This is a genomic window from Escherichia coli DSM 30083 = JCM 1649 = ATCC 11775, assembly GCF_003697165.2.
Lineage (GTDB): Bacteria > Pseudomonadota > Gammaproteobacteria > Enterobacterales > Enterobacteriaceae > Escherichia > Escherichia coli.
Genome location: NZ_CP033092.2, coordinates 648,446 through 670,927, shown reverse-complemented (window position 1 = coordinate 670,927; position 22,482 = coordinate 648,446). Strand labels below are relative to the sequence as shown.

Below are 22,482 nucleotides of genomic sequence, written 5' to 3'. Positions count from 1 at the left end.
ATAAAACCACATTTTTAGTGGTAGTTTGTGGCGGTGAATTTTTCCAGACAAATACATAAACTGGAGTTGCCATGATGAGCGAAAGTAATAAGCAACAGGCAGTGAATAAGTTGACGGAGATTGTCGCTAACTTTACCGCCATGATTTCTACCCGAATGCCTGATGACGTGGTGGATAAACTAAAACAGCTAAAGGATGCCGAAACATCGTCGATGGGAAAAATCATCTACCACACGATGTTCGATAACATGCAAAAAGCGATCGACCTGAATCGTCCTGCCTGTCAGGACACCGGCGAAATCATGTTTTTTGTTAAGGTCGGTTCCCGTTTCCCACTGCTTGGCGAGCTGCAAAGCATACTCAAACAAGCCGTGGAAGAGGCAACCGTCAAAGCGCCACTGCGTCACAATGCGGTAGAAATTTTTGACGAAGTAAACACCGGCAAAAATACCGGCAGTGGCGTACCGTGGGTCACCTGGGATATCGTCCCCGACGGTGACGATGCGGAAATCGAAGTTTACATGGCAGGCGGCGGCTGCACGCTACCTGGCCGATCGAAAGTGTTAATGCCGTCAGAAGGCTACGAAGGCGTAGTGAAATTCGTCTTCGAAAATATCTCCACCCTCGCCGTAAACGCCTGTCCGCCGGTACTTGTGGGCGTTGGCATCGCTACCTCGGTGGAAACCGCCGCAGTGCTCTCGCGTAAAGCCATTTTGCGCCCGATTGGCAGCCGCCATCCCAATCCAAAAGCGGCAGAGCTGGAGCTACGCCTGGAAGAAGGACTCAACCGTCTGGGGATTGGTCCACAAGGGCTGACTGGCAACAGTTCAGTGATGGGCGTGCATATCGAATCTGCCGCTCGCCATCCGTCAACCATCGGCGTTGCTGTTTCTACCGGCTGCTGGGCGCATCGTCGCGGCACACTGCGAGTTCATGCCGATCTCACCTTTGAAAATCTGTCTCATACCCGGAGCGCGTTATGAAAAAGATCCTGACAACCCCGATCAAAGCTGAAGATCTGCAAGATATTCGCGTCGGCGATGTGATCTACCTGACCGGTACGCTGGTGACCTGCCGTGACGTTTGTCACCGCCGATTGATCGAACTGAAACGTCCGATCCCTTACGATCTCAACGGCAAAGCGATTTTCCACGCTGGCCCCATCGTGCGCAAAAACGGCGACAAATGGGAGATGGTGTCCGTCGGCCCGACAACCAGTATGCGTATGGAAAGTTTTGAACGTGAATTTATCGAGCAGACCGGCGTGAAACTGGTGGTCGGCAAAGGCGGAATGGGGCCGCTGACCGAAGAAGGCTGCCAGAAATTCAAGGCGCTGCATGTGATTTTCCCGGCTGGCTGTGCGGTACTGGCGGCAACTCAAGTGGAAGAGATTGAAGAGGTACACTGGACAGAACTCGGGATGCCAGAGTCGCTGTGGGTCTGCCGGGTCAAAGAGTTTGGCCCGCTGATTGTCTCTATAGATACCCACGGCAACAACCTGATAGCCGAAAACAAAAAGCTGTTCGCCGAACGCCGCGATCCCATCGTGGAAGAGATCTGCGAGCACGTCCACTACATCAAATAACCCTCCCGGAGAGGCTCGCCCCTCTCCTTTTTCTCAGGCATAACACGATGAAACCTTCCACTGAATGGTGGCGATACCTTGCGCCGCTGGCGGTCATCGCCATTATTGCTCTACTTCCGCTTCCCGCAGGGCTGGAGAGTCATACCTGGCTCTACTTTGCCGTTTTTACTGGCGTGATCGTTGGACTGATCCTCGAACCCGTGCCGGGTGCCGTGGTGGCGATGGTGGGTATATCCATCATCGCCATTCTTTCGCCGTGGCTGCTGTTTAGCCCGGAGCAGCTCGCCCAGCCAGGTTTTAAGTTCACCGCCAAATCCCTCTCCTGGGCGGTTTCTGGTTTTTCTAATTCAGTTATCTGGCTTATTTTCGCCGCCTTTATGTTTGGTACGGGCTATGAAAAAACCGGGCTTGGACGTCGCATCGCTCTGATTCTGGTGAAAAAAATGGGGCATCGCACGCTGTTTCTCGGCTATGCAGTGATGTTCTCCGAGCTGATACTCGCGCCTGTAACACCGTCCAACTCGGCGCGTGGTGCGGGGATTATCTATCCCATCATCCGTAACCTGCCACCGCTCTATCAATCACAACCAAACGACAGCAGTTCGCGCAGCATTGGCTCGTACATCATGTGGATGGGGATTGTTGCCGATTGCGTGACCAGCGCCATTTTCCTGACGGCGATGGCTCCAAATTTGCTGTTAATTGGACTGATGAAAAGCGCATCTAACGCCACGCTGAGCTGGGGCGACTGGTTCCTCGGGATGTTGCCGCTCAGTATTTTACTGGTTCTGCTGGTTCCCTGGCTGGCTTACGTGCTGTACCCGCCGATACTGAAGTCTGGCGATCAGGTGCCGCGCTGGGCAGAGACGGAACTGCAGGCAATGGGCCCGCTCTGTTCGCGTGAAAAACGGATGCTGGGGCTGATGGTAGGCGCACTGGTGCTGTGGATTTTTGGCGGTGATTATATCGATGCCGCGATGGTCGGTTACAGCGTGGTGGCGCTGATGCTGCTTCTGCGCATTATCTGCTGGGACGACATTGTCAGTAATAAAGCGGCGTGGAACGTTTTCTTCTGGCTGGCCTCGCTTATCACCCTCGCTACCGGACTCAACAACACCGGTTTTATTAGCTGGTTTGGCAAACTGTTAGCAGGCAGCTTAAGCGGTTATTCGCCAACGATAGTGATGGTGGCGTTGATTGTGGTCTTTTATCTGCTGCGCTACTTTTTTGCCAGCGCCACAGCGTATACCTCCGCTCTCGCACCGATGATGATTGCCGCCGCGCTGGCGATGCCGGAAATCCCGCTGCCGGTGTTCTGCCTGATGGTTGGTGCGGCAATTGGTCTGGGGAGCATTCTTACACCATACGCCACCGGACCCAGTCCGATTTACTACGGTAGTGGTTATCTGCCAACGGTGGATTACTGGCGACTGGGGGCAATTTTTGGGCTGATATTCCTCGTGTTGCTGGTGATTACCGGCTTACTGTGGATGCCCATGGTGTTGCTTTAAGTGAGGACGGTGCCGGAAATTGCTCTCCGGCACCTAATAGTTTTACGCGGCCGGTAACTCTGCCAGCGGCCAGCGCGGACGCACGCTAACGCCGAGATCCGCCGTCGCGCCTGCTTTAAACCGCACCATTCCGGCATAGGCGATCATCGCACCGTTATCAGTGCAAAATTCCGGACGCGCGTAGAACACTTCGCCACGACGCTTTTTCATCATTTCAGCCAGCTTCGCCCGCAGTGTGCGGTTAGCACTCACGCCGCCTGCCATGACCAGTCGCTTAAAGCCCGTCTGATCCAGTGCTCGCTTACACTTAATCATCAACGTATCGACCACTGCATCTTCAAAGGCGCGGGCGATATCGGCACGCGTCTGATCGTCAGTGCCGTTGTCACGTATGGTATTTGCCGCGAAGGTTTTCAGACCAGAAAAGCTGAAATCCAGCCCCGGACGGTCGGTCATCGGGCGCGGGAAGACAAAGCGCCCGGCAGTACCCTGAGCCGCCATTTTCGACAGTAATGGCCCGCCAGGATAATCCAGCCCCAGCAGCTTCGCGGTTTTATCAAACGCTTCACCAGCCGCATCATCGATAGACTCTCCGAGCAGCTCGTACTGACCAATGCCAGTCACGCTGATTAACTGCGTATGACCGCCGGAAACCAGCAGCGCGACAAACGGAAATTCCGGTGGGTTATCTTCCAGCATCGGCGCTAACAGATGTCCTTCCATATGATGTACCGGGATTGCCGGAACGTCCCAGGCAAACGCCAGAGAACGCCCCACGGTCGCGCCAACCAGCAGTGCGCCGACTAATCCTGGGCCTGCGGTATAGGCCACAGCATCAATGTCTTTTGCCGTTAAACCAGACTCCTTTAGCGCCTCCTGGATCAACGGTACGGTTTTACGCACGTGATCGCGGGAGGCCAGTTCAGGCACGACGCCGCCGTAGTCAGCGTGCAATTTCACCTGACTATACAATTGGTTGGCTAACAAACCTTTTTCATCGTCGTAAATGGCGATGCCGGTTTCATCGCAGGAAGTTTCAATACCCAGTACACGCATGACTTGTTTTACCTCGCTTTATTACCGCGCAGTGTAGGACCAATGCGGGTTGATGTAAAACTTTGTTCGCCCCTGGAGAAAGCCTCGTGTATACTCCTCACCCTTATAAAAGTCCCTTTCAAAAAAGGCCGCGGTGCTTTACAAAGCAGCAGCAATTGCAGTAAAATTCCGCACCATTTTGAAATAAGCTGGCGTTGATGCCAGCGGCAAACCGAATTAATCAAAGGTGAGAGGCACATGCCGGTAATTAAAGTACGTGAAAACGAGCCGTTCGACGTAGCTCTGCGTCGCTTCAAGCGTTCCTGCGAAAAAGCAGGTGTTCTGGCGGAAGTTCGTCGTCGTGAGTTCTATGAAAAACCGACTACCGAACGTAAGCGCGCTAAAGCTTCTGCAGTGAAACGTCACGCGAAGAAACTGGCTCGCGAAAACGCACGCCGCACTCGTCTGTACTAATTCCCCGAGAGCGTTGCTCTCCGATCAGACCGAGTTGTAGTTGTAAGGCCGTGCTTCCGAAAGGAATGCGCGGCTTATTTTCGTTTATGAATTGCTAAAAATCGGGGCCTATGGCTGGACGAATCCCACGCGTATTCATTAATGATCTGCTGGCACGCACTGACATCGTCGATCTGATCGATGCCCGTGTGAAGCTGAAAAAGCAGGGCAAGAATTTCCACGCGTGTTGTCCATTCCACAACGAGAAAACCCCGTCATTCACCGTTAACGGTGAGAAACAGTTTTACCACTGCTTTGGATGTGGCGCGCATGGCAACGCGATCGACTTCCTGATGAACTACGACAAGCTCGAGTTCGTCGAAACGGTCGAAGAGCTGGCAGCAATGCACAATCTTGAAGTGCCATTTGAAGCAGGCAGCGGCCCCAGCCAGATCGAACGCCATCAGCGGCAAACGCTTTATCAGTTGATGGACGGTCTGAATACGTTTTACCAACAATCTTTACAACAACCTGTTGCCACGTCTGCGCGCCAGTATCTGGAAAAACGCGGATTAAGCCACGAGGTTATCGCCCGCTTTGCGATTGGTTTTGCGCCCCCCGGCTGGGACAACGTCCTGAAGCGGTTTGGCGGCAATCCAGAAAATCGCCAGTCATTGGTTGATGCGGGCATGTTGGTCACTAACGATCAGGGTCGCAGTTACGATCGTTTCCGCGAGCGGGTGATGTTCCCCATTCGTGATAAACGCGGTCGGGTGATTGGTTTTGGCGGACGCGTGCTGGGCAACGATACCCCCAAATACCTGAACTCGCCGGAAACGGACATTTTCCATAAAGGCCGCCAGCTTTACGGTCTTTATGAAGCGCAGCAGGATAACGCTGAACCCAATCGTCTGCTTGTGGTCGAAGGCTATATGGACGTGGTGGCGCTGGCGCAATACGGCATTAATTACGCCGTTGCGTCGTTAGGTACGTCAACCACCGCCGATCACATACAACTGTTGTTCCGCGCGACCAACAATGTCATTTGCTGTTATGACGGCGACCGTGCAGGCCGCGATGCCGCCTGGCGAGCGCTGGAAACGGCGCTGCCTTACATGACAGACGGTCGTCAGCTACGCTTTATGTTTTTGCCTGATGGCGAAGACCCTGACACGCTGGTACGAAAAGAAGGTAAAGAAGCGTTTGAAGCGCGGATGGAGCAGGCGATGCCACTCTCCGCATTTCTGTTTAACAGTCTGATGCCGCAAGTTGATCTGAGTACCCCTGACGGGCGCGCACGTTTGAGTACGCTGGCACTGCCACTGATATCGCAAGTGCCGGGCGAAACGCTGCGAATATATCTACGTCAGGAATTAGGCAACAAATTAGGCATACTTGATGACAGCCAGCTTGAACGATTAATGCCAAAAGCGGCAGAGAGCGGCGTTTCTCGCCCTGTTCCGCAGCTAAAACGCACGACCATGCGTATACTTATAGGGTTGCTGGTGCAAAATCCAGAATTAGCGACGCTGGTCCCGCCGCTTGAGAATCTGGATGAAAATAAGCTCCCTGGACTTGGCTTATTCAGAGAACTAGTCAACACTTGTCTCTCCCAGCCAGGTCTGACCACCGGGCAACTTTTAGAGCACTATCGTGGTACAAATAATGCTGCCACCCTTGAAAAACTGTCGATGTGGGACGATATAGCAGATAAGAATATTGCTGAGCAAACCTTCACCGACTCACTCAACCATATGTTTGATTCGCTGCTTGAACTACGCCAGGAAGAGTTAATCGCTCGTGAGCGCACGCATGGTTTAAGCAACGAAGAACGCCTGGAGCTCTGGACATTAAACCAGGAGCTGGCGAAAAAGTGATTTAACGGCTTAAGTGCCGAAGAGCGATCGGGAAGCCCCCGACAGCCGCACTGAGAGGCAGCGGCAAATATATAAGTACGCCCTCGTAATTATCGTTGGCGGTAAACAACCGTTGGATTTCAGCGTTAACGGCTGAAGGACATCGGGTCAATCGCCCAACACCAACCTCATGAAATAAGTGTGGATACCGTCTTATGGAGCAAAACCCGCAGTCACAGCTGAAACTTCTTGTCACCCGTGGTAAGGAGCAAGGCTATCTGACCTATGCCGAGGTCAATGACCATCTGCCGGAAGATATCGTCGATTCAGATCAGATCGAAGACATCATCCAAATGATCAACGACATGGGCATTCAGGTGATGGAAGAAGCACCGGATGCCGATGATCTGATGCTGGCTGAAAACACCGCGGACGAAGATGCTGCCGAAGCCGCCGCGCAGGTGCTTTCCAGCGTGGAATCTGAAATCGGGCGCACGACTGACCCGGTACGCATGTACATGCGTGAAATGGGCACCGTTGAACTGTTGACCCGCGAAGGCGAAATTGACATCGCTAAGCGTATTGAAGACGGGATCAACCAGGTTCAATGCTCCGTTGCTGAATATCCGGAAGCGATCACCTATCTGCTGGAACAGTACGATCGTGTTGAAGCAGAAGAAGCGCGTCTGTCCGATCTGATCACCGGCTTTGTTGACCCGAACGCAGAAGAAGATTTGGCACCTACCGCCACTCACGTCGGTTCTGAGCTTTCCCAGGAAGATCTGGACGATGACGAAGATGAAGACGAAGAAGATGGTGACGACGATACCGCCGATGATGACAACAGCATCGACCCGGAACTGGCTCGCGAAAAATTTGCGGAACTGCGCGCTCAGTACATTGTAACGCGTGACACCATCAAAGCGAAAGGCCGCAGTCACGCTGCCGCTCAGGAAGAGATCCTGAAACTGTCTGAAGTATTCAAACAGTTCCGCCTGGTGCCGAAGCAGTTTGACTACCTGGTCAACAGCATGCGCGTCATGATGGACCGCGTTCGTACGCAAGAACGTCTGATCATGAAGCTCTGCGTTGAGCAGTGCAAAATGCCGAAGAAAAACTTCATTACCCTGTTTACCGGCAACGAAACCAGCGATACCTGGTTCAACGCGGCAATTGCGATGAACAAGCCGTGGTCGGAAAAACTGCACGATGTCTCTGAAGAAGTGCATCGCGCCCTGCAGAAACTGCAGCAGATTGAAGAAGAAACCGGCCTGACCATCGAGCAGGTTAAAGATATCAACCGTCGTATGTCCATCGGTGAAGCGAAAGCCCGCCGTGCGAAGAAAGAGATGGTTGAAGCGAACTTGCGTCTGGTTATTTCTATCGCTAAGAAATACACCAACCGTGGCTTGCAGTTCCTTGACCTGATTCAGGAAGGTAACATCGGTCTGATGAAAGCGGTTGATAAATTCGAATACCGCCGTGGTTACAAGTTCTCCACCTACGCAACCTGGTGGATCCGTCAGGCGATCACCCGTTCTATCGCGGATCAGGCGCGCACCATCCGTATTCCGGTGCATATGATTGAGACTATCAACAAGCTCAACCGTATTTCTCGCCAGATGCTGCAAGAGATGGGCCGTGAACCAACGCCGGAAGAACTGGCTGAACGCATGCTGATGCCGGAAGACAAGATCCGCAAAGTGCTGAAGATCGCCAAAGAGCCAATCTCCATGGAAACGCCGATCGGTGATGATGAAGATTCGCATCTGGGGGATTTCATCGAGGATACCACCCTCGAGCTGCCGCTGGATTCTGCGACCACCGAAAGCCTGCGTGCGGCAACGCACGACGTGCTGGCTGGCCTGACCGCGCGTGAAGCGAAAGTTCTGCGTATGCGTTTCGGTATCGATATGAACACCGACCACACGCTGGAAGAAGTGGGTAAACAGTTCGACGTTACCCGCGAACGTATCCGTCAGATCGAAGCGAAGGCGCTGCGCAAACTGCGTCACCCGAGCCGTTCTGAAGTGCTGCGTAGCTTCCTGGACGATTAATCGGTAGGCCGGATCAGGTGTTACGCCGCACCCGGCACTAGTCCCTCCGCACAAACGCCACCTTTTCGGTGGCGTTTTTTATCGCCCACGCACTACCAGCGCCTGGTCCAGCTCGCGATACGCTTCAACCAGTTTCTCCAGTGAAACGCGACTTAAACCGCTGGGATTTGGCAGCACCCAAATCTGCGTCGAACCAATGGTGAGAGTTTGTTTCCCCCACTGTGCACCGCGCTGGCTGAATCCCTGTTCATATGCTTGTTTGCCCAGAATCGCCAACGCCTGCGGCTGATAATCTTCAATTTTTTCAATCAGCTTACGCCCGCCTGCGTGTAGTTCTTGCTTTGAAACTTCATTGGCTTGCACCGTTGGACGGTCTACCAGTTTGGTGACGCCACAACGATAATCCAGCAGATGCTGTGCCTCCTGCGGCTTCAACTGACGGTCGGTAAACCCGGCCTGATATATCACCTTCCAGAAGCGATTTGCCGGATGAGCAAAGGGAAAACCAGTCCCGGCGGATGAAAGCCCAGGGTTGATACCGCAAAACACGACCCGTAACCCTGGAGCCAAAATATCCTCAACCATATTTACTCCTTTCTAACATCACCAGGAAAAGTATAACGGATTGAAAATACATTGTTTATAAAAACAGCAGGCGCGCGGTAATGGCTGGATTGCGACACGGAGTTACTTTATAATCCGCTACCATGGCCCCTTAGCTCAGTGGTTAGAGCAGGCGACTCATAATCGCTTGGTCGCTGGTTCAAGTCCAGCAGGGGCCACCAGATATAGCAAAGGCTGACGAGAAATCGTCAGCCTTTTTCTTTTTATATATCAGTTACTTTGCGTGCCAGTAAGCCGCTGCACGTACCCGCTGTGGGTCATACTGTTCCGCTTCAAAGCGGCGGCTTAAATTCTTAACGACTTTGCCTTCGCCGGTTATCCAGATGAAGTAATCATCGGCAGGGATTTGCATCTGCGCCAGACGCTCATCTACCGCCTGCTCATCATGTGCCAGCCATTCGATATTAAAACCATCAAGGTGCGCGAGATAATCCTGACAGGCGTTATCCCGCACGCTAACCAGCGCGCTAACTTGCGGTTTAACGGCAAGTTTGCTCAACGTTTCCAGGCGGCGGCGCAGTGCGGGCATTCCGGATTCATCGCAGACATACAGCTGATACGCGTAATCCTCTGGCACCACCAGCGAACCGCGCGGACCTGCCACCGTGAGTTTATCGCCCGGTTGCGCCTGCATCGCCCAGCCGCTGGCGACGCCACCGTCGTGAATAAAGAAATCAATCGCCAGTTCATGGCGTAGTTCGTCATACAGCGGCGTATAGTCACGCGACGGTGGGCGTGGTCCTTCCGGCCAGACGATGCCCTCTTCCGTTACCGTTGGCGGCACAAAGTGAGCATCAGATTGAGGAAAGAAGAGTTTGCTGTGATCGTCAAAGCCGCGCGATGTAAAACCGTCCAGCGCCTCGCCGCCAAGGACAATGCGCTGAAAACCGGCGCTAATACGCTCAGCGCGTAGCACAGTCAATTCACGGAAGCGCAGATCATTGCGAACGCGCTGCGGGTAGCGGGGGGAGTTATTCATTGTTATCGCCTTCGTGATAGTAATCAGATATATCTAAATAAATTTCGCAAATGATAATGATTGTTAATCATGATAAATGCAAGCGATTTGTAGAACTGATATATCTGAAGTATGAGAAGACATTCAGCGTCGTAGCAAGGCTGCTGGATGCGGCGTGAACGAATTATCCGGCCTGGATGTGAGGTGTATTCACGTTTAAAAATCATTTTTATACTTGCAAAAGCGCTCATATCAGATATAAATTAGATATATCTAATTAAGCAAAAGGAGGCTGATATGAGCTATCATCACGAAGGGTGTTGTAAACATGAAGGCCAGCCACGCCATGAAGGCTGCTGCAAAGGTGAGAAGTCAGAACATGAGCACTGCGGACACGGTCACCAGCATGAACACGGTCAATGCTGCGGTGGTCGCCACGGTCGCGGCGGCGGTCGTCGGCAGCGTTTCTTTGGTCACGGTGAATTGCGTCTGGTGATTCTGGATATTCTCTCGCGCGATGACAGCCACGGTTACGAGTTGATTAAAGCGATTGAAAATCTGACCCAGGGGAATTACACCCCAAGCCCGGGCGTCATCTACCCGACGCTGGATTTTCTGCAGGAGCAGTCGCTGATTACCATCCGCGAAGAGGAAGGTGGTAAGAAGCAGATTGCGCTGACCGAACAGGGCGCGCAGTGGCTGGAAGAAAACCGCGAACAGGTGGAGATGATTGAAGAACGCATCAAAGCGCGTTGCGTTGGCGCGGCGCTACGCCAGAACCCGCAAATGAAGCGGGCGCTGGATAATTTTAAAGCGGTGCTGGATTTACGCGTCAACCAGAGCGATATCACTGATGCACAAATAAAAAAGATCATTGCGGTGATCGACCGCGCCGCTTTTGATATTACGCAACTGGATTAATCGCCGCATCCGCCAGTGGCGCGGTGCAATTGCCGGATGCGACGCTTGACGCGCCTTATCCGGCCTACACCCGCTACACACCCCGTAGGCCTGATAAGATGCGCCAGCATCGCATCAGGCATTGTGCTCCAACCGCTGGATCCGGCATACCGATTAATGCAGCACCGTCACCGCGTCTTCCAGTCGGCTGGCGCGGTGTTTCACCATCGCCGACACCTGCGCACTCTCTTCCACTAACTCGGCGTTTTTCTGGGTGATGAGATTAAGCTCATCCACTGCACGGGTCAGGCTGGAAAGCCCATCGGCCTGTTCCAGCGTTGAATGGCTAATCTGAGCTATCAACTGGGTGACGTTTTTTACCTGCGCCACAATATCTTCCATCGTCCGTCCGGCGGCGTGTACCTGCTGCGAACCAGATTGCACCTTATCAGCACTGGCATCAATCAGCTTGCGAATATCGTTGGCAGCATTGGCGCTGCGGCTGGCTAAATGACGCACTTCCCCCGCCACCACTGCAAAACCTTTGCCCTGTTCGCCGGCACGCGCCGCTTCCACCGCCGCATTCAGGGCCAGAATATTGGTCTGAAACGCAATATCGTTAATCAGCGAAGTAATGGTGCCAATGCGCTGGGTACTGTCGGCAATATCGTCCATTGTCTTGATCACCGTAGTCATCGCCTCCCCGCCCTGCACTGCCGCATTACTGGCGGTGATAGAAAGTTTATCGGCAGCCGACGCCGTGGCAGAGTTCTGTTTCACCGACGCCGCCATTTGGTTCATGGTCGCCACCGTTTGCTGAACGTTATCAACTGTCTGCTGGGTATGTTCGTTCAGTTCATCGGTGCCTTTCGCCAGCGTCTCACTGCCATTTCTGACACTGGACACCTGGCTTGAGACATCGTTAATTAGCCAACGGCACATCAGGCCAAGCTGCCCTACCGCGCGTAATGTCAGCCCCAGCTCATCGCTGCGATTCAGATGCTCAACACTATTACGCTCTCCGGTCGCCACCTTCACTGCCTGACGGGCGACATTTTCTATCGGGCGGACAATCTGCCATTCAAAACAGGCGCTTGCCAACAATACCACTAACGCACAGAGGATATACGTCACCACCGGGGCAGCAACAAACCAAAGCATGACCGCCAGCAAGATAAACATCAGGGTCATCACGCCACGCGCCCGCCAGCGAAGCGGTAATGAAGGCAGTTTACCCAGCCAGCCTTTACGCACCACCAGGCCTTTATGAATACGCTTACTGGTACGTCCGGCGTTCAACGCTTTGTACAGCGGCTCCACCGCCGCGATCTCTTCATCCGTCGCCCGGGTACGAATCGACATATAGCCACTGATTTTTCCCTCGCGCACCATCGGTACCGCATTGGCCCGCACCCAATAATGGTCGCCATTTTTGCGGCGATTTTTCACGATGCCGCTCCAGGGCTCCCCTTTTTTCAGGGTGAACCACATATCCGCAAACGCCGCTTTTGGCATATCCGGGTGACGCACCATGTTGTGCGGTTGACCCTGTAACTCCTGCAAGGTATAGCCGCTCACCTGCACAAAAGTGTCATTAGCATGAGTGATATAGCTTTGCAGATCGGTAGTGGACATCAGAGTGGTGTCGTCCGCCAGCGGGGTATTTTGCTGGGTGACATACGGATGAGAAGACATGTTCGCGTCCTGTGCAGGTTATATGGTTGTTAACTTCTTGTCAGAGTTTATGTCGGCCCCGCTGCGGTTATCTTTAACCAATTAATTTGATTTAGATCGCAATTTGCGATTAAAGCACAAATCTAATTCCTTGATTTAAAATACTTTCACTCTGTTACTATACGAAAACGTTAATTATCTTGCCCAAAAATCAGGCAATTATTGCCCTGAAAGCGTGCATTTGCGCAGCAATCATCAAATCCATACCCGACAAAAACCGTGCAAAATAACAGCAAATGTTAGCAAATAGCATTAAATATTGCGCAAATGATAACCATGTTTGTGTTTATCCCGATTTTCGCGATCGCAGCCGGAGTGGCGCAATCCCTGCAATACTTAAATCGGTATCATGTGATACGCGAGCCTCCGGAGCATATTTTGAACAGGTTACCTTCGAGCGCATCAGCTTTAGCGTGCAGCGCCCACGCCCTGAATCTCATTGAAAAGCGAACGTTGGATCATGAGGAGATGAAAGCACTTAACCGGGAGGTGATTGAATACTTCAAAGAGCATGTCAATCCGGGGTTTTTAGAGTATCGCAAATCTGTTACCGCCGGCGGGGATTACGGAGCCGTAGAGTGGCAAGCGGGAGGTTTAAATACGCTTGTCGACACCCAGGGACAGGAGTTTATCGACTGCCTGGGAGGTTTTGGAATTTTCAACGTGGGGCACCGTAATCCAGTTGTGGTTTCCGCCGTACAGAATCAACTTGCGAAACAACCGCTTCACAGCCAGGAGCTGCTTGATCCGTTACGGGCGATGCTGGCGAAAACCCTTGCGGCGCTAACGCCCGGTAAACTGAAATACAGCTTCTTCTGTAATAGCGGCACCGAATCCGTTGAAGCGGCGCTGAAGCTGGCGAAGGCTTATCAGTCACCGCGCGGCAAGTTTACTTTTATTGCCACCAGCGGCGCGTTCCACGGTAAATCACTTGGCGCGCTGTCGGCCACGGCGAAATCGACCTTCCGCAAACCTTTTATGCCACTGCTGCCAGGGTTTCGTCATGTACCGTTTGGCAATATCGAAGCCATGCGCACGGCTCTTAACGAGTGCAAAAAAACCGGTGATGATGTTGCTGCGGTGATCCTCGAACCGATTCAGGGCGAAGGTGGCGTAATTCTGCCGCCGCCAGGCTATCTCACCGCCGTGCGTAAGCTGTGCGATGAGTTCGGCGCACTGATGATCCTCGATGAAGTACAAACGGGCATGGGGCGCACGGGCAAGATGTTCGCCTGCGAGCATGAGAACGTACAGCCGGATATCCTTTGTCTGGCAAAAGCCCTCGGCGGCGGCGTGATGCCGATTGGCGCAACCATCGCCACTGAAGAGGTATTCTCTGTCCTGTTCGACAATCCGTTCCTGCACACTACCACCTTTGGCGGCAACCCGCTGGCCTGTGCGGCGGCGCTGGCGACCATCAATGTGTTGCTGGAGCAGAACTTACCGGCTCAGGCTGAACAAAAAGGCGATATGTTGCTGGACGGTTTTCGTCAACTGGCGCGGGAATATCCCGATCTGGTACAGGAAGCGCGTGGTAAAGGGATGTTGATGGCGATTGAGTTTGTTGATAACGAAATCGGCTATAACTTTGCCAGCGAGATGTTCCGCCAGCGCGTACTGGTGGCCGGAACACTCAACAACGCTAAAACGATCCGCATTGAACCGCCACTGACACTGACCATTGAACAGTGTGAACTGGTGATCAAAGCGGCGCGTAAGGCGCTGGCGGCCATGCGAGTCAGTGTCGAAGAAGCGTAATATCAAATCGGATGGCGATACGACGTCGCCATCCGATCTTTTTATACGATACGTACGCCCGCAGGCATCATCCGCTCCGGCGTTAACAGCACGCTTTCACTGCCGTCATCGGTTTCCGCACACAACAGCATGCATTCCGACGTTTCACCGCGCATTTTCGCTTTTTGCAGATTGCATAAGACCACCACTGTTTTTCCCATCAGCTCTTCTTCGCTGTAGTACGGCACCAGACTGGTCACGGTTTGCAGAGTTTTTTCCCCCACATCAACCTGTACGATGTACAGCTTGTCGGCGTTTTCATGGCGTTTCACTTCCACAATCTTTCCGACGCGCATTTCCAGACGTGCAAAATCAGCGTAAGCCACGGTTTCCATTGCTTCCTCCTTTCGAGTAAAATTTTACTAAACTATAGCAAAAATTTTTCTCAATCCTGTAGGCTAAAAATGGAGAATGCAGGCGTGATCACATTCGCAAGCCGCTGTGTTACCGTTACAGCGTCAAAGAAACGCGCTTTATTTACTGAAAACAGGTGACCCGATAAGCACTTCCTCTACAATGGGGGCGCACATCAGGGAAAGTAAAAAAGGTAAACATGGCAACACTAAAAGACATCGCAATCGAAGCTGGCGTATCCCTGGCGACAGTATCCAGGGTCTTGAATGACGATCCGACATTGAATGTGAAAGAAGAGACGAAACATCGCATTCTCGAGATCGCCGAAAAGCTGGAGTACAAGACCAGTAGCGCCCGTAAACTCCAGACAGGCGCAGTCAACCAACACCATATTCTGGCTATCTACAGCTACCAACAGGAGCTGGAGATCAACGATCCTTACTATCTGGCGATCCGCCACGGCATTGAAACTCAGTGCGAAAAGCTGGCGATCGAACTGACCAACTGTTATGAACACAACGGCTTACCAGACATTAAAAACGTCACCGGTATTTTAATTGTCGGCAAACCCACGTCCGCCCTGCGCGCCGCCGCCTGTGCGTTGACCGACAATATCTGTTTTATCGACTTTCACGAACCCGGCAGCGGTTACGATGCGGTGGATATCGATCTGGCACGTATCAGTAAAGAAATCATCGATTTCTATATCAATCAGGGCGTTAATCGTATTGGTTTTATTGGCGGTGAAGACTTACCCGGCAAGGCGGATATTCGTGAGGTCGCCTTTGCGGAATATGGTCGTCTGAAACACGTGGTACGCGAAGAGGATATCTGGCGCGGCGGTTTTTCCAGTTCGTCGGGCTATGAACTGGCAAAACAGATGCTGGCGCGGGAAGACTATCCGAAGGCACTGTTTGTTGCTTCCGATTCCATTGCTATCGGCGTACTGCGGGCAATTCATGAACGTGGCCTGAACATCCCACAGGATATTTCGCTTATCAGCGTTAACGATATCCCCACCGCGCGATTTACCTTTCCGCCGCTCTCCACCGTGCGCATCCATTCCGAAATGATGGGAAGTCAGGGCGTTAACCTAGTGTATGAAAAAGCCCGCGATGGTCGCGCGCTGCCGCTGTTGGTCTTCGTTCCCAGCAAATTAAAACTGCGCGGCACGACCCGTTAAATCCCCTTGCACGCTGTCCGGCAATCGTTTTTGCCGGACAGTGCTGCCGTTTATTTTCGTGATCCAGTTAAAGTAAATGCATTTATCCGCTACTTTTTAGTAAAATTTTTACTAAACTCCCCAGCAATTACACAAACTACCATCACCATGAATGGTTCCGATTTCTCTCTACCGGGAGGCCCTATGAATCGCTGGGAAAACATTCAGCTCACCCACGAAAACCGACTTGCGCCGCGTGCGTACTTTTTTTCATATGATTCTGTTGCGCAGGCTCGTACTTTTGCCCGTGAAACCAGCAGCCTGTTTCTGCTCTTAAGCGGTCAGTGGAATTTCCACTTTTTTGACCATCCGCTGCAAGTGCCAGAAGCCTTCACCTCTGAGTTAATGGCTGACTGGGGGCATATTACCGTCCCCGCCATGTGGCAAATGGAAGGTCACGGCAAACTGCAATATACCGACGAAGGTTTTCCGTTCCCCATCGATGTGCCGTTTGTCCCCAGCGATAACCCAACCGGTGCCTATCAACGTATTTTCACCCTCAGCGACGGCTGGCAGGGTAAACAGACGCTGATTAAATTTGACGGCGTCGAAACCTATTTTGAAGTCTACGTTAACGGTCAGTATGTGGGGTTCAGCAAGGGCAGTCGCCTGACCGCAGAGTTTGACATCAGCGCGATGGTTAAAACCGGCGACAACCTGTTGTGTGTGCGTGTGATGCAATGGGCGGACTCTACCTACGTGGAAGACCAGGATATGTGGTGGTCGGCGGGGATTTTCCGCGATGTTTATCTGATCGGAAAACAACTCACGCATATTAACGATTTCACCGTTCGTACCGACTTTGACGAAGCCTATTGCGATGCCACACTTTCCTGCGAAGTGGTGCTGGAAAATCTCGCCGCCTCCCCTGTCGTCACGACGCTGGAATATACCCTGTTTGATGGCGAACACGTGGTGCACAGCAGCGCCATTGATCATTTGGCAATTGAAAAACTGACCAGCGCCAGTTTTGCTTTTACTGTCGAACAGCCGCAGCAATGGTCAGCAGAATCCCCTTATCTTTACCATCTGGTCATGACGCTGAAAGACGCCGACGGCAACGTTCTGGAAGTGGTGCCACAACGCGTTGGCTTCCGTGATATCAAAGTGCGCGACGGTCTGTTCTGGATCAATAACCGTTATGTGATGCTGCATGGCGTCAACCGCCACGACAACGATCATCGCAAAGGCCGCGCCGTTGGGATGGATCGCGTCGAGAAAGATCTCCAGTTGATGAAGCAGCACAACATCAACTCCGTGCGTACCGCTCACTACCCGAACGATCCACGTTTTTACGAACTGTGCGATATCTACGGCCTGTTTGTGATGGCGGAAACCGACGTCGAATCGCACGGCTTTGCTAATGTCGGCGATATCAGCCGTATTACCGACGATCCGCAGTGGGAAAAAGTCTACGTCGAGCGCATTGTTCGCCATATTCACGCGCAGAAAAACCATCCGTCGATCATCATCTGGTCGCTGGGCAATGAATCCGGCTATGGCTGTAACATCCGCGCGATGTACCATGCGGCGAAGGCGCTGGATGACACGCGACTGGTGCATTACGAAGAAGATCGCGATGCTGAAGTGGTCGATATTATTTCCACCATGTACACCCGCGTGCCTCTGATGAATGAGTTTGGTGAATACCCGCATCCGAAGCCGCGCATCATCTGTGAATATGCTCATGCGATGGGGAACGGACCGGGCGGGCTGACGGAGTACCAGAACGTCTTCTATAAGCACGATTGCATTCAGGGACATTATGTCTGGGAATGGTGCGACCACGGGATCCAGGCGCAGGATGACAACGGCAACGTCTGGTACAAATTCGGCGGCGACTACGGCGACTATCCCAACAACTATAACTTCTGTCTTGATGGTTTGATCTATTCCGATCAGACGCCGGGACCAGGCCTGAAAGAGTACAAACAGGTTATTGCGCCGGTAAAAATCCACGCGCTGGATCTGACTCGCGGCGAGTTGAAAGTCGAAAATAAACTGTGGTTTACCACGCTTGATGACTACACCCTGCACGCAGAGGTGCGCGCCGAAGGTGAAACGCTCGCGACGCAACAGATTAAACTGCGCGACGTTGCGCCGAACAGCGAAGCCCCCTTACAGATCACGCTGCCGCAGCTGGACGCCCGCGAAGCGTTCCTCAACATTACGGTGACCAAAGATTCCCGCACCCGCTACAGCGAAGCCGGGCATTCTATCGCCACTTATCAGTTCCCGCTGAAGGAAAACACCGCGCAGCCTGTACCTTTCGCACCGAATAACGCCCGTCCGCTGACGCTGGAAGACGATCGTTTGAGCTGTACTGTTCGCGGCTACAACTTTGCGATCACCTTCTCAAAAACGAGTGGTAAACCGACATCCTGGCAAGTGAATGGCGAGTCGCTGCTGACCCGCGAGCCAAAGATCAACTTCTTCAAGCCGATGATCGACAACCATAAGCAGGAGTACGAAGGGCTGTGGCAGCCAAATCATTTGCAGATCATGCAGGAGCATCTGCGCGATTTTGTCGTTGAGCAAAGTGATGATGAAGTGTTGCTAGTCAGCCGCACGGTTATTGCCCCACCGGTGTTTGACTTCGGGATGCGCTGCACCTACATCTGGCGCATCGCTGCCGATGGCCAGGTTAATGTGGCGCTTTCCGGTGAACGTTATGGCGACTATCCGCACATCATTCCGTGCATCGGTTTCACCATGGGAATTAACGGCGAATACGACCAGGTGGCGTATTACGGACGTGGACCGGGCGAAAACTACGCCGACAGCCAGCAGGCTAACATCATTGATATCTGGCGCAGTACCGTCGATGCCATGTTCGAGAACTATCCCTTCCCGCAGAACAACGGCAACCGTCAGCATGTCCGCTGGACGGCACTGACTAATCGCCACGGCAACGGTCTGCTGGTGGTTCCGCAGCGACCAATTAACTTCAGCGCCTGGCACTATACCCAGGAAAACATCCACGCTGCACAGCACTGTAACGAGCTTCAGCGCAGTGATGACATCACCCTGAATCTCGACCACCAGTTGCTTGGCCTCGGCTCTAACTCCTGGGGCAGCGAGGTGCTGGACTCCTGGCGCGTCTGGTTCCGTGACTTCAGCTACGGCTTTACGTTGCTGCCGGTTTCTGGCGGAGAAGCTACCGCGCAAAGCCTGGCGTCGTATGAGTTCGGCGCAGGGTTCTTTTCCACGAATTTGCACAGCGAGAATAAGCAATGAGGATCATCGATAACTTAGAACAGTTCCGCCAGATTTACGCCTCTGGCAAGAAGTGGCAACGCTGCGTTGAAGCGATTGAAAATATCGACAACATTCAGCCTGGCGTCGCCCACTCCATCGGTGACTCATTGACTTACCGCGTGGAGACGGACTCCGCGACCGATGCGCTATTTACCGGGCATCGACGCTATTTTGAAGTGCATTACTACCTGCAAGGGCAGCAAAAAATTGAATATGCGCCGAAAGAGACATTACAGGTAGTGGAATATTATCGTGATGAAACTGACCGTGAATATTTAAAAGGCTGCGGAGAAACCGTAGAGGTCCACGAAGGGCAAATCGTTATTTGCGATATCCATGAAGCGTATCGGTTTATCTGCAATAACGCGGTCAAAAAAGTGGTTCTCAAAGTCACCATCGAAGATGGTTATTTCCATAACAAATAACAACTACGGCGGCAAAAGGAGTTTGCCGCCACTGCTACCCTACTCATTTTCGGAGATGTGTTATGTCTGATACCAAACGTAATACAATCGGCAAATTCGGCTTGCTCTCGCTGACTTTTGCCGCCGTTTACAGCTTTAACAACGTTATCAATAATAATATTGAGCTTGGACTGGCCTCGGCACCGATGTTTTTCCTCGCGACGATTTTTTATTTTATTCCCTTCTGTCTGATCATTGCAGAATTTGTTTCGTTAAATAAAAACTCAGAAGCCGGTGTCTACGCGTGGGTAAAAAGTTCGCTGGGCGGACGTTGGGCATTTATTACTGCCTATACCTACTGGTTCGTAAACCTGTTCTTTTTCACCTCGCTGTTACCGCGCGTTATTGCTTATGCTTCGTATGCCTTCCTCGGCTACGAATATATTATGACGCCGGTTGCCACCACCATTATCAGTATGGTGCTGTTCGCCTTCTCCACCTGGGTTTCTACCAATGGGGCGAAAATGCTGGGGCCAATTACCTCCGTCACTTCAACGCTGATGCTGCTGTTAACGCTCTCCTACATTTTACTGGCAGGTACGGCACTGGTTGGCGGCGTACAGCCTGCTGACCCCATCACTGTTGACGCGATGATCCCGAACTTCAACTGGGCGTTCCTCGGCGTGACCACCTGGATCTTTATGGCCGCAGGTGGCGCGGAGTCCGTCGCGGTGTACGTTAACGACGTCAAAGGCGGTTCGAAATCGTTCGTTAAAGTGATCATCCTCGCCGGGATTTTTATCGGCGTACTGTATTCCGTCTCCTCGGTGCTGATTAACGTCTTCGTCAGCAGCAAAGAGTTGAAATTTACTGGCGGATCGGTGCAGGTATTCCACGGCATGGCGGCGTATTTTGGTCTACCGGAAGCGTTGATGAATCGCTTTGTCGGTCTGGTGTCCTTTACCGCGATGTTCGGTTCCCTGCTGATGTGGACGGCAACGCCGGTGAAAATTTTCTTCTCCGAAATCCCGGAAGGCATCTTTGGTAAGAAAACCGTCGAACTGAACGAAAACGGCGTTCCGGCGCGCGCAGCGTGGATCCAGTTCCTGATCGTCATCCCGCTGATGATTATCCCGATGCTCGGTTCCAATACCGTGCAGGATCTGATGAATACTATTATTAATATGACTGCCGCAGCGTCCATGCTTCCGCCGTTATTCATCATGCTGGCTTACCTGAATTTACGCGCCAAATTAGATCACCTGCCACGCGATTTCCGTATGGGCTCCCGCCGCACCGGTATTATCGTTGTTTCAATGCTGATTGCGATATTTGCCGTAGGGTTTGTCGCTTCGACATTCCCGACTGGCGCGAATATTCTGACCATCATTTTTTATAACGTCGGCGGTATTGTTATCTTCCTCGGCTTTGCGTGGTGGAAATACAGTAAATATATAAAGGGATTAACGGCTGAAGAGCGCCATATTGAAGCGACGCCAGCCAGAAATGTTGATTAAGCAAAATAATAAAAAATGAGCAGGCATTTTCCCTCTTCCTGGATGGGGAGAGGGAAAATAGTTTCTGCCTTTATATTTTTATAATTACAACGATAAAAGGCTGTACTTTTTCTTTAGCTCATGGATTAACACAATGAAATTAATCACTGCACCATGCAGAGCATTACTTGCGCTGCCGTTTTGCTACGCCTTTTCTGTGACCGCTGATGAAGCACGTCCGGCAGAACATGACGACACAAAAACCCCCGCAATGACCTCGACATCTTCTCCTTCATTTCGTTTTTACGGCGAATTAGGGGTTGGTGGGTATATGGATTTAGAGGGTGAGAATAAACATAAATACAGCGACGGCACCTATATTGAAGGTGGCCTGGAGATGAAGTACGGCTCCTGGTTCGGCCTGATTTACGGCGAAGGCTGGACCGTGCAGGCCGACCACGACGGTAATGCCTGGGTGCCTGACCATAGCTGGGGTGGTTTCGAAGGTGGGATTAACCGTTTCTATGGCGGTTATCGTACCAATGATGGCACCGAAATCATGCTCAGTCTGCGTCAGGATTCCTCGCTGGATGACCTGCAATGGTGGGGCGATTTCACGCCCGATCTGGGCTACGTCATTCCCAATACCCGCGACATTATGACTGCGCTGAAGGTACAGAACTTAAGCGGCAACTTTCGTTATAGCGTTACCGCCACACCTGCCGGACATCATGACGAAAGCAAAGCCTGGCTACATTTTGGCAAGTACGATCGCTACGACGACAAATACACCTATCCGGCAATGATGAACGGTTACATCCAGTATGACCTTGCAGAAGGTATCACCTGGATGAACGGTCTGGAAATCACCGACGGCACAGGCCAACTCTATCTCACGGGCCTGCTTACCCCTAACTTTGCCGCTCGCGCCTGGCACCATACCGGACGCGCCGACGGGCTGGACGTATCGGGAAGTGAAAGCGGGATGATGGTGAGCGCCATGTATGAAGCGTTAAAGGGCGTTTATCTCTCCACCGCTTACACCTACGCCAAACATCGCCCTGACCACGCTGACGATGAAACCACCTCTTTCATGCAGTTTGGTATCTGGTACGAATACGGCGGCGGACGTTTCGCAACGGCTTTTGATAGCCGCTTCTACATGAAAAATGCCTCTCACGATCCCAGCGACCAACTCTTCCTGATGCAATATTTTTACTGGTAATAAGGACAGTAAT

18 protein-coding genes and 1 tRNA gene are annotated in these 22,482 nt (G+C 52.3%); 14 read left to right on the top strand and 5 right to left on the bottom strand.

Annotated features, from left to right (window positions below):
* Positions 1-71 precede the first annotated feature (71 nt).
* The 3 genes from ttdA to ttdT are packed head-to-tail and all read left to right on the top strand — an operon-like array spanning position 72 to position 3,096.
* Entirely contained in the window at positions 72-983 is a 912-nt protein-coding gene (ttdA, locus tag EAS44_RS04085; protein ID WP_000986807.1) for a L(+)-tartrate dehydratase subunit alpha, read from the top strand.
* Positions 980-1,585, top strand: a complete 606-nt coding sequence (gene ttdB, locus EAS44_RS04080) for a L(+)-tartrate dehydratase subunit beta (RefSeq protein WP_000722957.1) — start codon at positions 980-982, stop codon at positions 1,583-1,585. The genes ttdA and ttdB overlap by 4 nt, the downstream gene beginning before the upstream one ends.
* A 47-nt stretch (positions 1,586-1,632) precedes the next feature.
* The gene (ttdT, locus tag EAS44_RS04075) at positions 1,633-3,096 is read left to right on the top strand and encodes an L-tartrate/succinate antiporter (RefSeq protein ID WP_000804955.1); all 1,464 of its coding nucleotides are present in this window, start codon (positions 1,633-1,635) and stop codon (positions 3,094-3,096) included.
* A gap of 42 nt (positions 3,097-3,138) precedes the next feature.
* Here ttdT and tsaD read toward each other — a convergent pair whose 3' ends face one another.
* Positions 3,139-4,152 carry a tRNA (adenosine(37)-N6)-threonylcarbamoyltransferase complex transferase subunit TsaD gene (tsaD, locus tag EAS44_RS04070; protein WP_001264377.1) on the bottom strand — a complete coding sequence of 338 codons (1,014 nt, stop codon included), beginning with the start codon at positions 4,150-4,152 and terminating at the stop codon, positions 3,139-3,141.
* Positions 4,153-4,389: 237 nt separating this feature from the next.
* On the opposite strand from tsaD, the gene rpsU reads away from it, so the two are divergent.
* The 3 genes from rpsU to rpoD all read left to right on the top strand — a co-directional run bounded on the left by rpsU (position 4,390) and on the right by rpoD (position 8,497).
* The gene (gene rpsU, locus EAS44_RS04065; protein ID WP_001144069.1) at positions 4,390-4,605 is read left to right on the top strand and encodes a 30S ribosomal protein S21; all 216 of its coding nucleotides are present in this window, start codon (positions 4,390-4,392) and stop codon (positions 4,603-4,605) included.
* 110 nt (positions 4,606-4,715) lie between these two features.
* Positions 4,716-6,461, top strand: coding sequence for a DNA primase (gene dnaG / locus EAS44_RS04060; protein ID WP_000918851.1), 1,746 nt, complete (start codon positions 4,716-4,718; stop codon positions 6,459-6,461).
* A gap of 194 nt (positions 6,462-6,655) precedes the next feature.
* Entirely contained in the window at positions 6,656-8,497 is a 1,842-nt protein-coding gene (gene rpoD / locus EAS44_RS04055; protein WP_000437380.1) for an RNA polymerase sigma factor RpoD, read from the top strand.
* 78 nt (positions 8,498-8,575) lie between these two features.
* Here the strand turns inward: rpoD and mug are convergent, their stop codons facing one another.
* On the bottom strand, positions 8,576-9,082 hold the full coding sequence (mug, locus tag EAS44_RS04050; RefSeq protein ID WP_000228937.1) for a G/U mismatch-specific DNA glycosylase: 507 nt from the start codon (positions 9,080-9,082) through the stop codon (positions 8,576-8,578).
* Between the two features lie 124 nt (positions 9,083-9,206).
* Between mug and EAS44_RS04045 the strand changes: the two genes are divergently transcribed.
* Positions 9,207-9,282: transfer RNA gene (locus tag EAS44_RS04045), tRNA-Ile, on the top strand.
* Between the two features lie 53 nt (positions 9,283-9,335).
* Here EAS44_RS04045 and nfeF read toward each other — a convergent pair.
* Positions 9,336-10,100, bottom strand: coding sequence for an NADPH-dependent ferric chelate reductase NfeF (gene nfeF, locus EAS44_RS04040; protein ID WP_001065876.1), 765 nt, complete (start codon positions 10,098-10,100; stop codon positions 9,336-9,338).
* Between the two features lie 276 nt (positions 10,101-10,376).
* Between nfeF and nfeR the strand changes: the two genes are divergently transcribed.
* Positions 10,377-11,000: a DNA-binding transcriptional regulator NfeR gene (gene nfeR, locus EAS44_RS04030; protein WP_000120223.1), complete on the top strand. Its 624-nt coding sequence runs from the start codon at positions 10,377-10,379 to the stop codon at positions 10,998-11,000.
* Between the two features lie 153 nt (positions 11,001-11,153).
* Here nfeR and aer read toward each other — a convergent pair whose 3' ends face one another.
* Positions 11,154-12,674, bottom strand: coding sequence for an aerotaxis sensor receptor Aer (gene aer, locus EAS44_RS04025; RefSeq protein WP_000094734.1), 1,521 nt, complete (start codon positions 12,672-12,674; stop codon positions 11,154-11,156).
* Between the two features lie 417 nt (positions 12,675-13,091).
* Here aer and ygjG point away from each other — a divergent pair, with 417 nt between their 5' ends.
* A complete protein-coding gene (ygjG, locus tag EAS44_RS04020; protein WP_001297164.1) occupies positions 13,092-14,471 on the top strand; it encodes a putrescine aminotransferase in 1,380 nt (459 codons plus the stop codon).
* Between the two features lie 41 nt (positions 14,472-14,512).
* On the opposite strand, the gene ygjH is transcribed toward ygjG, so the two are convergent.
* Positions 14,513-14,845, bottom strand: coding sequence for a tRNA-binding protein (gene ygjH / locus EAS44_RS04015; RefSeq protein ID WP_000450588.1), 333 nt, complete (start codon positions 14,843-14,845; stop codon positions 14,513-14,515).
* A 218-nt stretch (positions 14,846-15,063) separates the two neighbouring features.
* Between ygjH and ebgR the strand changes: the two genes are divergently transcribed.
* The 5 genes from ebgR (at position 15,064) to ygjJ (ending at position 22,469) form a co-directional block, all read left to right on the top strand.
* Positions 15,064-16,047: a transcriptional regulator EbgR gene (ebgR, locus tag EAS44_RS04010; RefSeq protein ID WP_000212450.1), complete on the top strand. Its 984-nt coding sequence runs from the start codon at positions 15,064-15,066 to the stop codon at positions 16,045-16,047.
* 183 nt (positions 16,048-16,230) lie between these two features.
* Positions 16,231-19,323 carry a beta-galactosidase subunit alpha gene (gene ebgA / locus EAS44_RS04005; RefSeq protein WP_001082822.1) on the top strand — a complete coding sequence of 1,031 codons (3,093 nt, stop codon included), beginning with the start codon at positions 16,231-16,233 and terminating at the stop codon, positions 19,321-19,323.
* Positions 19,320-19,769 (top strand): beta-galactosidase subunit beta, encoded by a 450-nt coding sequence (gene ebgC / locus EAS44_RS04000; protein ID WP_001219954.1) that lies wholly within the window; start codon positions 19,320-19,322, stop codon positions 19,767-19,769. Before ebgA ends, ebgC begins: the two co-directional genes overlap by 4 nt.
* A gap of 62 nt (positions 19,770-19,831) precedes the next feature.
* Positions 19,832-21,265 (top strand): amino acid permease, encoded by a 1,434-nt coding sequence (gene ygjI / locus EAS44_RS03995; protein WP_001285445.1) that lies wholly within the window; start codon positions 19,832-19,834, stop codon positions 21,263-21,265.
* Between the two features lie 133 nt (positions 21,266-21,398).
* On the top strand, positions 21,399-22,469 hold the full coding sequence (gene ygjJ / locus EAS44_RS03990) for a protein YgjJ (protein ID WP_000767679.1): 1,071 nt from the start codon (positions 21,399-21,401) through the stop codon (positions 22,467-22,469).
* Positions 22,470-22,482: the final 13 nt, after the last annotated feature.

Excerpts from the sequence above, each read along its gene's own strand:
- ebgC (WP_001219954.1), top strand. The coding sequence starts at position 19,320 with ATGAGGATCATCGATAACTTAGAACAGTTCCGCCAGATTTACGCCTCT.
- rpoD (WP_000437380.1), top strand. The coding sequence starts at position 6,656 with ATGGAGCAAAACCCGCAGTCACAGCTGAAACTTCTTGTCACCCGTGGT.
- mug (WP_000228937.1), bottom strand. The coding sequence starts at position 9,082 with ATGGTTGAGGATATTTTGGCTCCAGGGTTACGGGTCGTGTTTTGCGGT.
- ttdT (WP_000804955.1), top strand. The coding sequence starts at position 1,633 with ATGAAACCTTCCACTGAATGGTGGCGATACCTTGCGCCGCTGGCGGTC.
- ttdB (WP_000722957.1), top strand. The coding sequence starts at position 980 with ATGAAAAAGATCCTGACAACCCCGATCAAAGCTGAAGATCTGCAAGAT.
- nfeF (WP_001065876.1), bottom strand. The coding sequence starts at position 10,100 with ATGAATAACTCCCCCCGCTACCCGCAGCGCGTTCGCAATGATCTGCGC.
- aer (WP_000094734.1), bottom strand. The coding sequence starts at position 12,674 with ATGTCTTCTCATCCGTATGTCACCCAGCAAAATACCCCGCTGGCGGAC.
- rpsU (WP_001144069.1), top strand. The coding sequence starts at position 4,390 with ATGCCGGTAATTAAAGTACGTGAAAACGAGCCGTTCGACGTAGCTCTG.
- tsaD (WP_001264377.1), bottom strand. The coding sequence starts at position 4,152 with ATGCGTGTACTGGGTATTGAAACTTCCTGCGATGAAACCGGCATCGCC.
- dnaG (WP_000918851.1), top strand. The coding sequence starts at position 4,716 with ATGGCTGGACGAATCCCACGCGTATTCATTAATGATCTGCTGGCACGC.
- ygjH (WP_000450588.1), bottom strand. The coding sequence starts at position 14,845 with ATGGAAACCGTGGCTTACGCTGATTTTGCACGTCTGGAAATGCGCGTC.
- ebgR (WP_000212450.1), top strand. The coding sequence starts at position 15,064 with ATGGCAACACTAAAAGACATCGCAATCGAAGCTGGCGTATCCCTGGCG.
- ebgA (WP_001082822.1), top strand. The coding sequence starts at position 16,231 with ATGAATCGCTGGGAAAACATTCAGCTCACCCACGAAAACCGACTTGCG.
- ygjJ (WP_000767679.1), top strand. The coding sequence starts at position 21,399 with ATGAAATTAATCACTGCACCATGCAGAGCATTACTTGCGCTGCCGTTT.
- nfeR (WP_000120223.1), top strand. The coding sequence starts at position 10,377 with ATGAGCTATCATCACGAAGGGTGTTGTAAACATGAAGGCCAGCCACGC.
- ttdA (WP_000986807.1), top strand. The coding sequence starts at position 72 with ATGATGAGCGAAAGTAATAAGCAACAGGCAGTGAATAAGTTGACGGAG.
- ygjI (WP_001285445.1), top strand. The coding sequence starts at position 19,832 with ATGTCTGATACCAAACGTAATACAATCGGCAAATTCGGCTTGCTCTCG.